The organism is Aliiruegeria haliotis (assembly GCF_003003255.1).
GTDB classification, from domain to species: domain Bacteria; phylum Pseudomonadota; class Alphaproteobacteria; order Rhodobacterales; family Rhodobacteraceae; genus Tropicimonas; species Tropicimonas haliotis.
The window spans coordinates 11,714-25,070 of record NZ_PVTD01000015.1; the positions used below are offsets into that span (position 1 = coordinate 11,714).

The 13,357-nt window shown below is 62.2% G+C and carries 11 protein-coding genes and 1 pseudogene; 3 read left to right on the plus strand and 9 right to left on the minus strand.

The annotated features are described in order from the left end of the window. Nucleotides 1-8 precede the first annotated feature (8 nt). The 3 genes from CLV78_RS21810 to CLV78_RS21820 all read right to left on the minus strand — a co-directional run bounded on the left by CLV78_RS21810 (nt 9) and on the right by CLV78_RS21820 (nt 4,450). Nucleotides 9-1,133 (minus strand): 1-propanol dehydrogenase PduQ, encoded by a 1,125-nt coding sequence (locus CLV78_RS21810; protein ID WP_106207994.1) that lies wholly within the window; start codon nt 1,131-1,133, stop codon nt 9-11. Nucleotides 1,134-1,290: 157 nt separating this feature from the next. Beyond that, entirely contained in the window at nt 1,291-3,831 is a 2,541-nt protein-coding gene (locus tag CLV78_RS21815; RefSeq protein ID WP_106208077.1) for a glycyl radical protein, read from the minus strand. 28 nt (nt 3,832-3,859) lie between these two features. Further along, complete coding sequence (locus tag CLV78_RS21820; protein ID WP_106207996.1) at nt 3,860-4,450, minus strand: DJ-1/PfpI family protein; 591 nt, start codon at nt 4,448-4,450, stop codon at nt 3,860-3,862. A gap of 660 nt (nt 4,451-5,110) precedes the next feature. Here CLV78_RS21820 and CLV78_RS21825 point away from each other — a divergent pair. The 3 genes from CLV78_RS21825 (at nt 5,111) to fucO (ending at nt 8,596) form a co-directional block, all read left to right on the plus strand. Further along, nucleotides 5,111-6,022, plus strand: a complete 912-nt coding sequence (locus CLV78_RS21825; protein WP_106207998.1) for a DUF7973 family transport facilitator — start codon at nt 5,111-5,113, stop codon at nt 6,020-6,022. A gap of 105 nt (nt 6,023-6,127) precedes the next feature. Then, complete coding sequence (locus tag CLV78_RS21830; protein ID WP_106208000.1) at nt 6,128-7,336, plus strand: acetate/propionate family kinase; 1,209 nt, start codon at nt 6,128-6,130, stop codon at nt 7,334-7,336. Between the two features lie 111 nt (nt 7,337-7,447). Further along, nucleotides 7,448-8,596, plus strand: a complete 1,149-nt coding sequence (fucO, locus tag CLV78_RS21835) for a lactaldehyde reductase (RefSeq protein ID WP_106208002.1) — start codon at nt 7,448-7,450, stop codon at nt 8,594-8,596. 166 nt (nt 8,597-8,762) lie between these two features. On the opposite strand, the gene CLV78_RS21840 is transcribed toward fucO, so the two are convergent. From CLV78_RS21840 to CLV78_RS21865, 6 genes and pseudogenes are all read right to left on the minus strand, one after another. Then, nucleotides 8,763-9,470: an IS6 family transposase gene (locus tag CLV78_RS21840; RefSeq protein ID WP_106208004.1), complete on the minus strand. Its 708-nt coding sequence runs from the start codon at nt 9,468-9,470 to the stop codon at nt 8,763-8,765. A 56-nt stretch (nt 9,471-9,526) separates the two neighbouring features. Next, a pseudogene (locus CLV78_RS24650) lies at nt 9,527-9,700 on the minus strand (isomerase); the annotation flags it as partial. Between the two features lies 1 nt (nt 9,701). After that, on the minus strand, nt 9,702-10,355 hold the full coding sequence (gene otnC / locus CLV78_RS21850) for a 3-oxo-tetronate 4-phosphate decarboxylase (RefSeq protein WP_106208006.1): 654 nt from the start codon (nt 10,353-10,355) through the stop codon (nt 9,702-9,704). Beyond that, a complete protein-coding gene (gene otnK, locus CLV78_RS21855; RefSeq protein ID WP_106208008.1) occupies nt 10,352-11,629 on the minus strand; it encodes a 3-oxo-tetronate kinase in 1,278 nt (425 codons plus the stop codon). The genes otnC and otnK overlap by 4 nt, the downstream gene beginning before the upstream one ends. 50 nt (nt 11,630-11,679) lie before the next feature. Next, entirely contained in the window at nt 11,680-12,300 is a 621-nt protein-coding gene (locus tag CLV78_RS21860; RefSeq protein ID WP_245925244.1) for a hydratase, read from the minus strand. A 174-nt stretch (nt 12,301-12,474) separates the two neighbouring features. Next, nucleotides 12,475-13,356, minus strand: coding sequence for a dihydrodipicolinate synthase family protein (locus CLV78_RS21865; protein WP_106208012.1), 882 nt, complete (start codon nt 13,354-13,356; stop codon nt 12,475-12,477). Nucleotide 13,357: the final 1 nt, after the last annotated feature.

Consider the following 13,357-nt stretch of genomic DNA (forward strand, 5'->3'; position numbering starts at 1 on the left):
ATCCTCCCTCACTCCTGTCCGACCAACCTGGCGAGCAGGGCATCCAGCTCGGCATGTATCGGTTTGCGTGGGTTGCTGGCCGTGCAGGCATCGGCCAGGGCTGCCGCGGCGATCTCGGACCGTCGGCGGCTGAATTCTGTCAAATCGCACGCCATCGCCCGGAGCGAAGTGGGCATACGAAGTTGCCTGTTGAGCGTCTTGATCTCGCGGATCAGCGCGCAGACACCGGCCCGGGTGCTGGGCACATCGAGCCCGAGGTGACGGGCGAGGCGGGCGTAACGTTGTGCGGTCGCGGGGTGTTCGGCATTCCAGGCGATCACGACAGGCAACAGCAGCGCATTGGTGCGGCCATGCACAAGGTGCAGCGTCGCGCCAAGCGCATGGGCCAAGCCGTGGTTGATCCCGAGGCCCGCAGCCGTGAATGCCAACCCGGCAAGGCAGGAGCTTTGATGCATCGCATCGCGCGCTTCCATGTCATCACCATTGTTGTAAGCGCGAGGCAGATAGGTGAATGCGAGGTCTAGCGCCTTCTCGGCACAGGCATCGCTGAAATGGGTGGCGCCGGTCGAGACAATCGCCTCGATGGCATGGGTGATCACGTCCATGCCTGTATCGGCGGTTACGGATGCAGGCGCAGTGCGGACCAGCTCGGGGTCGAGCAGGGCGATGTCCGGAACGAGATCATTGGAAATCAGTGGGAACTTTCGGCCGCGTTCCGGGTCGGAGACGACTGAGAAAGCCGTGACTTCGGATCCGGTGCCGCTCGTGGTCGGAATGGCGACGAGGCGGATCTGTCGCTCCGGCGCCATTTCCCGAAGGATTGCCAGCATCGCCTTGGCCGCGTCGATGGGCGAGCCGCCGCCGAGGCCGATCAGCACGTCCGGCTCGAAGGCTCCGAACTGTCGGGCACCGGCGGAGACCGTCTCAAGCGGGCTTTCGGGAACGGCGTTGGCAAAGACCTCGACGGCGCATCCGTCGAGAAAGCCGCGCACCCGGTCCAGCGCTCCAGAGGAGGCCATGAAGGCATCGGTCACGATCCCGACCCGCTGACCGCGGAAATCGTGCAGGCGCTCCAGCAATCCTGGGCCGAAGACGATTTCAGTCTTTGGAAAGAAGCTATTGTAGCGGGTCATCTGGTTTCCTGTGCGGGCCTGTTCGGGCCTGTGTGTGATCGGGTTTCGGTGTGTCGGTGGACGCGACCACCAACGGCCAAGTGAGGGGAGGCAGCCGTTGGTGTCGCGACCGTGGAGGCCCCGCAGGTTTGAGAACCTGCGGGATCCCTTGGGAGGATCAGAACTTCTGTTCTGTGCGGCTGATGATGTCGTCCTGCACTTCCTTGGCGAGCACGACGAACTGAGCGCTGTAGCCGGCCACGCGGACAACGAGGTCCTTGTGTGCATCCGGGTTCTTCTGCGCTTCGATCAGCGTGTCCCGATCGATCACGTTGAACTGCACATGCATGCCCTTGTGATCGAAGTAGGAGCGCACCAGCGAGGCAAAGTTCTGCAGACCTGAATCTCCTTCGAGTGCGGAGGGCAGGAACTTCTGGTTGTAGAGCGTTCCGTTGGAGGCAATGAAGTGGTCGAGCTTGGCCACCGAGTTGGCAGCTGCCGTCGGCCCGTTCACGTCCTTGCCCTGACGCGGCGAGACACCATCGGCGAGCGGCGCCTTGGCCGGGCGGCCATCGGGCAGCGCCGAGACATCCTTGCCGAAGAGCACGTTGGCCGAGACCGGGTAGATGCCGGCCTGGAACTGACCACCGCGCGGGTTGGTGTATTTCTCCACCTCCTTGCAGTAGGTCTGCGCGCAGCGACGGGCGATGAGGTCGACGGCGTCGATGTCGTTGCCGAAAGCCGGGGCGCTGTCGAGCAACCGCTGGATCTGGGCAAATTTCGACGTATCTGCCGGGCCGCCCGTGTCGTTGGCCAGCGTGGCGTAGACCTCGTTCTTCAGCGTCGCCACATCGGTGGAGCCACTATGGGCCAACACCTTCTGGACAGCGGCGTAGACACGCTCCTCGGTCATGTCACCTTTCATTGCCGCCGCGGGGTTCGCCTCGCCCACGGCCATGCCAAAGTTGGCATCCAGAGCCTCCTTCAACTCGGCGATGGAGATCTTCTTGTCGTCAAAGACGAACTTCTTCATCGCGTAGACCGAGTCGCCGGTGTCGGCGACACCGAAAGCCTGTGGGCCGGTGAAATTGTAGATCGCACCACCTTCCTGCACCGACATGCCGCGTCCCATGCAATCGTCGACCATGGCCGACTGGAAGGGCAGCGGGGCGCGCTCGGCATGGGCGAGGTCGACACAGTTGTCGGCTTCGACCAGGTAACGGACGAAATACGACATCTGGGCCTGGTAGGCTTCGTAGAAATCGTCGATCGACGCCCACTCGGTCATCGGCTTGGTCACCGGACCGAGCTGCTGATCGCCAACCTTGCCGGCGTTCATGGTGATTTCCATCACCTTGGCAACGTTGAAGAAAGCGGCGTCATGCCAGCCTTCGGTCTTGTGGATTGCCTGCGGCTCCACGCAACCGACGATCCCGTAGTCGCGGGCATCTTCAAGCGAGACACCACGGTTTTGCAGCGATGGGATAATCACCTCGTCATTGTAGACCGCCGGCACACCAAGCCCGAGCCGCACCACTTCGGCGGCGCGATAGAGGAAGGCATCCGGAGAGCCCTGCCAGACACGGATCGAGAAGGACGGCGCGGGCAGACGGACATGGCTAACCGCCTCCATACACATGTAGGAAACCTCGTTGGTGGCATCGAGCCCGTCCGGGGTCTGGCCGCCGACGCAGAGGTTCTGGAACACCGCGTAACCGGCAAAAGCCTGGGCCGAAACCTCGTCGCGAGTCTTGTTCACGTCGTTCAGCTTAATCCAGATACAGTCGATCAGTTCCTGCGCGAAGGCGCGGTCAATGCTGCTGTCGGCCTGAAGGAACGGGTTCATGTACTGGTCGAACCGGCCCGGAGAGATCGAGTGACCGCTGGATTCGATCTGCAACATGCACTGAACGAACCACATCGCCTGGCAAGCTTCCCAGAAGGTCCGGGCACCGTGCTCGGGCACACGGGTACAGTTCTTGGCGATCTGTTCCAACTCCGCCTTGCGGGTCGGGTTGCTTTCGGCTTCCGCCAGTTCGGCGGCCTTGGCGGCATAACGATGAGCGAAGTTGATCGCGGCGCTGTAGCTGACGATGACCGCGTTGTAGAATTGCTCCTTGCGGATCGAAGCCGGGTCCATGGGATCGAGCTTCTCAAGCTCCATCACGGCATCGGCGATGACACCTCGGAAACCTTCGTCGAGGATCTTGCCATAGTCGACGCAGACATGGCCGACGCCACCGTAGAAGTAGTTACCGACCGTGAAGACACCGGCTGCCTGGCAATCCTTGGCTTCCTTGGACATGTAGGACGACGCGAGATCGCTCGTGGTCTTGCCGGGCCAGTATTTGAAGGCCTCGTGCAGTTCGGCGGCGGTTTCCTTCGGGATCTCGAACGGGTCGGCCACGCGATTCGCCATGGTGTCGAACTCGGCCTCAACCCAGTCGAAGGAGAATTCCGGGCAGATCTCGGTCGAACGCGGGTTCTTGGTGATGGAGCCGACGATCAGTTCATCGTCGCGGATCGTCACCGGAAGCTCGTTGAAGATCTTCTCGGCCGCCTTGGCGCGCCGTGTGATCGCAGGCAGGCCTTCGCTTGCCTTGAAAGCTTCGGTGACCAGCACTGCGCGCTCGGACTCCACATGGGGCCGCGCGTTGAGGATCTGGTCCTTCAGACGCTTGATGCGGTCTGTCGGTTGGGAAAATCCCTTCTCAATCATGGTTTCCTCCAGGCGATTTGCCATTTTCTCAGGTCAGGGTTTCAGGTGCGATGCGCTGCACGAAGCCGCGCAGCAGTTCGGGGTGCCCCGGCCAGGCCGGGGAGGTCACAAGGTTGCCGTCGGTGACGGCCTGCTCGGGCGCGACCTCAACGAACTGGCCGCCAACGGCGGTGATTTCAGGAGCCACTGCCGGATAGGCGGTGAGCCGGCGCCCTTGCAGGATGCCAGCGGCGGCAAGGATCTGTGCGCCATGGCAGATCGCAGCGACGGGGCGTGCATCGGCGTCGAAGGCGCGCACGATATCGAGCACCCGCTGGTCAAGCCGCAGATACTCGCAGGCCCGCCCACCGGCGATATAGAGCCCCGCATAATCGTTCGGCTCCACCATCCCGAAGTCGGCAGTCAACCGAAACAGGTGGCCCGGTTTCTCGCTGTATGTCTGGTCGCCTTCGAAATCATGGATCGCCGTCTTGACGACATCGCCCTTGCGTTTACCGGGGCAAACGGCATCGACGTCCATTCCCAGCATGATCATCGCCTGAAACGGCACCATCACTTCATAATCTTCGGAATAGTCTCCGACGATCATCAATATGCGGGCTGGTTTCGAGCAGGTCATTTGGGACTCGGTTACGATGGTATTTTCGACCTCGTATAAGCTGATCCCAAAAGCCGACTTCCTCAACGCGAGGAAATTGACAAACGAAGGGAAAAAATTGCCAAGCAGTCAGAATCAATCTAATCGCCCGTTTTGAAAGGATTTTTCCAAAAGGTCCTGAAAACCGGGCGTTGTGGTCGAGGACAAGCCGTTTCCGAACGGGTAAAAATTTGCACTCGGCACGTGCGTTTTTTTGCCATTTATCCGACCGTGAGTACTACGATGCACCTGCCTCCGGTGACGGACAAACGCTCCATCGGAAATGCTGAAGCCATTTTCCACATATATATCAATATTATAGAGGGAAACTGTCTACCTTATGCGGATGGAAGCCCGGACCGAAGGAGGCAGACAAGAATCCCCCAATCTTTGGCAAGTCCGTCTCGTTGACGGTGCAATTCACTGCTCTGTAAGTTCCGTCACCAGCGCCCCCTGATCGGAGGCTATTCGTCACCACCAGACCATGGCGACGAGAGTCGGAAATTCACCTTGGAAATTTCATTTCCGAGAGCGAATTCCCTTTGGCTGAAATGATCGGTCCAATGCGACGGCGCAAGAAAAACGAGGAGCGGCAGAATTCCAGAAACCTCCGGAACTGTCGGAAACGGAAGAGAGGATGAAATGACTGCTATTGGACTACTCGCCGCCTTTGGCGCGGGAATTTTCGGCGCCGCGATCGGCGCGTTGCCCGCCTTCGCCTTCGTTGGCCTTCTGACACTTTTTGGCGTAGGCATCCAACTCGCGATTGCGCCTGAGGCCACCGACTTCTTCAATATCCCCTTCGGCGTCTTCGGCCCGCATGTCGGCGGCTTCGCTTCGGGCGTCGCCGCAGCAGCCTATGCCGCCAAGAAGGGCAAGCTCGACAGCGGCCGCAACATTGTCACCGCCGGCATGGGCCTAAACGCACCCGACGTGCTGCTGGTCGGGGGTATTTTCGGCATTCTCGGCTATGTCATCATCTTCTTCATCGCCAGGATCCCCGGCTTCGGCGACGGGCTGACCTGGACCGACTATCCCGGCATCACGGTGGTGATCTCCGGCTTCATCGCGCGGTTCCTATGGGGGAGCTGCGGCTTCTGCGGCAAGGCAGAAGAAGGGCGGAAGTTCTTCCAGCCCACCGACGCTACCAAGTGGTTGGCCTTCCAGAGTGATTTCGGGCAGCTCACCATGATTGGGCTGGGCGGCGGGCTTATCGCCGGCTGGCTCGGCGTTACCTATGGTACGCCCGGCGCATTGTTGGCCTTCGGTGTCTCGGCCGCCAGCTTGATGTTCCTCACCGTCGGCGTGCTGACGCCGGTGACCCACCACATCACCCTGCCCGCCGCCATCGTCGGCGCCGCCTCCGGCAGCCTGATCTGGGCCGCGTTGGCCGGTTTGCTCTGCGCGTTTCTGGGTGAGTTCTTCGCACGCGCCTTCCTCGACCATGGCGACACCCATATCGACCCGCCGGCCTGCACAATCGCTGCCAGCACCATGTTGTTCAACTTCCTGACGGCCATCGGGATGTGGGCTGCACTGCCGATGCCGGTCTGACGCGCCATCGAGGTCAACTGTGCGGACAAGCCCACGGCAGTTGATCGGACTTCAACAGACCGGCGCGGTCAGACGCGTCGGTCTTGCTTTTCCAGAGAAACCTTCATGATCCTCACTATCAACTGCGGCAGTTCGAGCCTGAAATACAAGCTTTATCCTTCCGACCTCTCAGACGTTCTGGCACAGGGATTGATCGAACGGATCAGCGCTGCGAATGCGTCGTGTTCCCACGAGGCGCGCGGGCAGAAGGTCAGGTTGACCCCGAACCTTCTCGACCAGTTGTCAGCATTCGAGCTGATGGTTTCCAACCGGACCGACCCCGAGATCGGCGTGATCGCCAGCCTGGAGGCCGTGACGGGCATCGGGCATCGCCTGGTTCACGGGGGGACCGAGTTCACCGGATCGATCGTCGTTGGAAATGACGCGATGGAGCGGCTTCGCAAATGCGCATGGCTCGCGCCGCTTCACAATCCGGCCTGCATTGCCGGTATCGATTTGGCACGCGATCTTATTCCCAATGCCCCGAATGTCGCGGTGTTTGACACCGCGTTCCATCAGACCCTTCCAGCCAAGGCACATACATACGCCTTGCCCTACGAGCTTTGCACCGATCACGGCATTCGGCGCTTTGGCTTCCACGGGATCTCCTGCCAATTCGTTAGTCGTGTTGCCGCCCAGGTCCTCAGCCGGCCGATCGAGGATCTCTCCATGGTGGTCTGTCACCTTGGCAACGGCGTCACGATCGACGCCGTTCAGGGCGGGCGCTCGGTCGATACAAGTCTCGGCTTCGGCACGTTCAGCGGCATCCCTATGGGCACGCGGTCCGGCGACTTCGATCCGGCCATTGTCTTTCACCTGGTGAAGACGCTCGGCATGTCGATCGAGGACGTGGAGAAGATGTGCTACACGCAAAGCGGGCTGCTGGGCTTATCCGGCCTGAGCAACGACATGCGCGAAATACTGGCGGCCGCCTCCAACGGAGACACGCGATGCAGCCTAGCGTTGGACAGTTTCGTGTACAGTATCCGCAAAACCATCGGGGCCTACGCCGCGGCGATGAACGGGCTGGACGTGTTGGTGTTCACCGCCGGAATCGGGGAGAACAGCGCGACGATCAGATCGCGCATCTGCTCCCGCCTGGGCGTTCTGGGCATCGCAATCGACGAGCGGACCAACGAGATCGCCGGCCCTGAGCTTCCCAATATCACCGCCGCAGACGCAAGCGTGACGACCCTCGTCATCCCCACGGACGAGGAAAGGATGATTGCCACTGAAGTCCGCACCCTGATGTCCCGCCACCAATCGGCGGCATGAGGCGCGCTCCGGCGCGCCCATCGGGACCAAGACCCCATCAGGCCTACAGGCCGACCGTTTGCAGGCCATACACCCCGGCCCTGCACCGGAATGAAACCACAGGAGACACAAATGCCACGAATGATCCTCAACGAAACCGCATATTTCGGCGCTGGAACACGCTCGGAACTCGTAGCGGAGGTCCAGCGGCGCAACTACAATAAGGCCCTTATCGTCACCGACAAGGTTCTGGTCGAGGCCGGCATCGTCAGCAAGGTCACCGATCTGATGGATGAGGCCGGCCTGACCTACGAGATCTTCGACGAAGTCATGCCAAACCCTACCATCGAATGCGCCTTGGGCGGGATCGAGGCATTCAAGGCGGCGCAAGCCGATTACCTTGTCGCCATAGGCGGCGGTTCGCCGCAGGATGCCTGCAAGGCGATCGGGATCGTGATCGCGAACCCCGAGTTCGCCGATATCCGCTCGCTCGAAGGCGTGGCGGACACCAGGAACGCAAGTGTGCCGATCATTGCCCTGGGCACCACCGCGGGCACAGCGGCCGAGGTGACGATCAACTACGTGATCACCGATCTGGAAAATCGCCGCAAGTTCGTCTGCGTGGATCCGCATGACATCCCGCAGGTGGCGATCATCGACAGCGAGTTGATGGCATCCATGCCAAAGGCGCTGAAAGCCGCCACCGGGATGGATGCGCTGACCCATGCCATCGAGGGCTACATCACCCAGGCGGCCTGGGAATTGACGGATGCGTTGCACCTCAAGGCCATCGAGATCATCTCCCGGTCGCTACGCGCCTCCGTCGCGGGTGACCCCGAAGGCGTAGAAGGCATGGCGCTCGGCCAGTACGTCGCCGGCATGGGGTTCTCCAACGTCGGTCTCGGCCTGGTTCACGGCATGGCACACCCACTGGGCGCCTTCTACGATACGCCGCATGGTGTGGCCAATGCGATCCTTCTTCCGACCGTCATGACCTACAATGCCGGTTACACCGATGAAAAGTACCGTGACATCGCACGGGCGATGGGCGTCACTGGTGTCGATTCCCTGACGCTGGCCGAAGCGCGCAAAGCGGCGGTGGACGCGGTGCAGCAGCTTTCCACCGACGTGGGCATTCCGACAAAGCTCACCGAGGTGGGCGTTCTCGCACACGACGTCGATGCGCTCTCGGACTCCGCGATGGCCGACGTTTGCACCGGCGGCAATCCGCGCCCGGCCACGCTTGAAGACGTCAAGGCGCTCTATCGCGCGCTGCTCTGAGCCACGGCTCCCTCCTTCGAAACGTTCCATCGTACCGTGCCGCATTCCGCGTGTTGGGACATGCCACAAGACAGCCTGTCGCAGCAACTGCGGCAGGCCTTTAAGGGACAAGAAGGTGGTGTCAGACAAATTCGAACCAGTCTCTGCAACGGCGGATCGCTGTCCCTTATGCCGCGCCAAGTTGACGCCACTCTGCGAGGGCGGCGGCACGGTTCTTCTTGAAGTTCGCTCGTGAGTGGAAGCTTCTCTCCGAGTTGAAATGGTTGAAGACAGAGGCGTGGATGGCGGCGAACAGCTGCAAACTTCGGATTCTCCGAAAACGCTGCATTGCCCGTTCTCGTCGTCGGAACGGCAGGTGCGAATTCTCAGCCCGGTTGTTCAGCCAACGGCCGGTTTCTTGCAGCGCCCAAGCGCCAATCGCCTTCAAGACCGCCCCGTAAGAGCGAAGCAAATCAGTGACGATGGTCTCCGGCCGACCGTAGGGGCGCATTGTTTTCTTGAGGAATCTCAATGCCGCCTTCTTGTCCCGCCTCTTCGTCACGAAACTTTCCAAAACCTCGCCTTCGTGGTCGACGGCCCGCCAAAGGTAGTGGTGCTCGCCGTTGATCTTCACCAACATCTCGTCCAGATGCCAGCGCCACTGCGGTCCGGAACGCAGTCGCTCAGCGCGTTTCTGGCGGATCTCAGACGCGAACATCGGCCCGAACCGATGCCACCAGAAACGGACGGATTCATGGCTGACATCGACGCCACGCTCGTGCAATAGGTCCTCTGATTTTCGGAGCGACAGCGGGAAGCGAACGTAGAGCATCACAGCCAGGCGGATGATCTCGCGGTTCGTCTTGAAGCACTTGAACGGGTCACGTTTTGCCATCTGGGAACGCTACTCAGCCCCCTGCCCCGCCAAAAAACCAAGTTGCTCTGACAAGACCCCAGCATGGTCAAACCGGTCTCGTTGAGAGCCGCCGCGACCTCCCGGGCCGGGACGTCAAAGGGCCAGTGGCATTCGACCGCGTCGAACCCGGCGGATTTCGCGGCACGGATCGCCTCGGGCAGAGCGCGTTCGATCCAGAGGAATCCCAGATTGGCGGAAAACCGGGTCATGTCAGTCTTCCCACTCGACATTGAACGTGCGGACCAGCCCGCCGATCTCGGCCTCGGAGAGCATGTTCGGGTGAAGCCCCCGGGTCAGGATGGCGAGTTTTGCTGTCTCTTCGAGTTCTTCCATCGCATAGCAGGCCGCCTCGATATCCTTGCCCGCGACGACCGGACCATGATGGGCCAGAACTACCGCGCTGCGCTTGCCCGCAAGTCCGCGGATCGCGTCGCCCATCGCAGGATCCCCGGGCATGAAATAGGGCAGCAGCTTCACCTTGCCGAGCTTCATGATGCCATAGGCGGTGAGCGGCGGAAGCATGTTGTCCGGGTCGGTCTCGGGCAGCATCGACAGCGCGACCGAATGGGTCGAATGGAGATGCACCACTGCACCGGTCTGCGCAGGCCGCGTCTCATAGAACGCCGCGTGCAACGCCACCTCCTTGGTGGGTTTGTCGCCATCGACATGCCGCTGGTTCTGATCGAGCACCGAAAGCCGGGCCGGGTCGAGCCGGCCGAAACAGCTTCCGGTCGGCGTAACCAGCAGGCGGCCATCTTCCATCCGGGCCGAGATGTTGCCGCTGGCGCCGGGGGTCAGACCGCGGTCGTAGAGCGATTTGGCAAACAGGCAGACCTGTTCGCGCAGGCGGGCCTCGGCGCTCATGTCATCGCCTTGAGCCTGGCCAGCGCCTCGGCGAAGAAGCCCTCGGAACCGAAATTGCCAGATTTCAGCGTCATGGCAATCTGCCGCCCGCCGGACATGCACCAGGTCCACGGCACGCCGGGGGCGATCTCCTCGCCGACCTCCATCGCGGTCACACCGAGCGCCTTGGTCACCGCGCCGGAAGTCTCGCCACCGGCAATGACGAAACGGCGGGTACCGCCGTCGCGCGCATCGACCGCGAGCTGCGCCAACGCCGCCTCGACCAGCGCGCCGGCCCTGGCGCCGCCAAGCTCTGCCTGTACCCGCGCCACCTCGTCCGGTTCGGCGGTGGCAAAGACGATCTTGGCGGTATCGGCAGGTTGCGCGGCAAGCCACTCCCGGGCGAGCTGAACACCATCGGCAGCCAGCGCCAGCGGATCGAGCTTGAAAGCCGCCGCCTGCGGCAGGAAGGCGGCCACCTGCGCCCGCGTCATCGCCGAACAACTGCCCGAGAGCACGATGGCGCCCGGTCCGACCTGCGGCGGCGCGGCGCGTTTCGCCGCCTCGGTGATGAGGCCCTCGCGCAGGTAGATGGCAGGGAGCGGCATGGCGACGGCGCTGCCGCCGGTCATCAAGGGCATGTCGCGGCAGGCCTCGGCGATGACCTGAAGATCCGCGTCGGCCACCGCATCCACCACCACATGGGACACGCCCTCGGCGGCGAGCATGTCGAGCCGCGCCTTCAGCGCCTCGGCCCCGCGGGCAACGGTCAGCCGGTTGACCAGCCCCACCGCGCCTGTCACCTGCGGCGTCAGCAGGCGCATCAGGTTGCTATCCCGCATCGGCGTCAGCGGGTGATCCTTCATCGGGCTCTCGGCCAGCGGCAGTTCGCCGACGAAAAGGTTGCCCATGAAGATCGACCGGCCATTTTCGGGGAACGCGGGGCAATAGATCGTCTGACTCGCGCCAAGATCGGCCATCAGCGCTTCGGCCACCGGGCCGATATTGCCGTCGGCCGTGCTGTCGAATGTCGAACAATACTTCCAGAAATACCGCCGCGCTCCGGCCCGTTTCAGCCAGTCCAGCGCCGCGCAGGTCTCGGCCACCGCCTCGTCCACGGGTTCCGTGCGGCATTTGAGCGCGATCACCTCGATCCCCGCCAGGTCACACGCCTCTGGCGCCGTGTCAGGAACCCCCATCCGCAAGGAGACTCGCACACCGCTCCGCGCCAGCAATCCTGCAAGATCCGTAGCCCCGGTGAAGTCGTCTGCGACGCAGCCCAATTCGACGCCCATACCGTTGTCTCCTGTGCTGTGGCGGTTCAAACCTCTTTCGCCCGGAAAAACTACCTCAGATGGGCTTCCACTCTCCCAAGCCCCTCGATATCTCCTCGCAACACGGTTCCTGCCGGTAAGAGGGTCATCGGATGAAGCGAGCCTGTGATCAGGGTCTGACCCGCACGGATTCCGCCGCAGTGATCGCCCAATATGTCATACAACAACCTTAGCGCCGCTATTGCCGAACCGCCGGGAACGCTGCCATCGTTCTCGAGAAGAACAGCGTCCCCACAGGCCATGCTGGCCGACACACTGTCAAAATCGCTGCCATCCCATCCGTTGATCGGCGTGCCGAGGATCAATGCGTGGTTAATACCCAAATCTGACAGTTTGACGAACGGGTCGGCCGCGAGCGGCCCGGCGATCCGGCTATCAACCAGCTCGATGACGGGCCGAGGACGGAAAAAGGCCTCGGGTCGCGCGGGGAACCCGTCCTCGGGGAGATCCTGAAGTATCTCGAATCCCACTTCCAGTTCGACGCCAAGCGTATCGTTGACCTCGTGCCGTGATCCGCTGGCAAACACCCGGCTTGCGAGTATCGGAGCAATGGCAGGTGGTTGGTCGCCTTTTGGCGGAGCAATCTTGAAGCCGCCAACCGGTCCGAGCCGGAAGGAAACCTTTTGCTGCACCGCCCAGGCATCTGCGTGCGTGGTCGGGATTGGGCCCGCCGGCTCGAACCGCGTCCCTGTCTCCAGAGCGCGGATCAGTGCATCTGTGTAACTTTGCAAATTTCTCGTCCTTGAGTCATTCCCAGCCATCGCCCGAACAGCGATTGCAAGGCGCTTGCCGCTGTCTGTCCACAGTCAAGCGGCCGCTTCGACCGTGATGCCCGCGCGGGCCATGATCTCGATCAGGGCATCGTCGATCTCACCCGGGGCAACCCGACAGGGCGCGCGGGAGGGGCCAACCTGCTCACCCTGGAGGGCAGCGGAGCGTTTGGTTACAGTACCGGGATTCCCGTAAGCCAGCATGTCGCGCAGAATGCCGACCGCCTCCTGATGCGCCCGTGCCTCCTCGACCCGGCCATCACGATAGGCCTTGACGATGCCGTAGACATGAGCCGGTGCCACATTGGAGAATCCGGACACGAACCCTTCCAGCCCCAACTCCAGACCGGCAAGGATCAATCCGTCGGAACCTGTCATGGTCTGGATGCCGGGTTGGGCAGCGAACCCCTTGACCTTGTCCAGCTTGCCGGAGCTGTCCTTGATGGCCGCGATGTTCTCGTGCTTCGCCAAGCGCCCCACGGTCTCGGCCTCCAGGTCGTTTCGCGCCTTGCCGGGGATGTTGTAGAGCACCAGAGGCAGGGCGGAAGCGTCGGCAACCGCCTCGAAATACTCCGCCATGCCCTCCTGCGTGACATCGACGAAATAGGGCGTCAGCATGGAGACCGCATCCACCCCGACCTCTGCATAGGCGCGGGTCAGCTCCGCGGTGTCGGCCACCGCACCGAAGGCAGTGCCAGCGATGACCTTGCTGCCGCGGGCGGCACTCACGGTGGCCTCTGCCACCTCCACCAACTCCGCCCGGCTCAGGGCGTAGAACTCGCCGTTGGTGCCGCCGCAGAAGATGCCACCTGCCCCGGCATCGAGATGGCGGGCGACCTGTTCGGCCATGGCGCCGGGGTCGAAAGACCCGTCTTGCTGCATCGGGGTGACGATGGCGGGGATGACGCCTTTGAACATG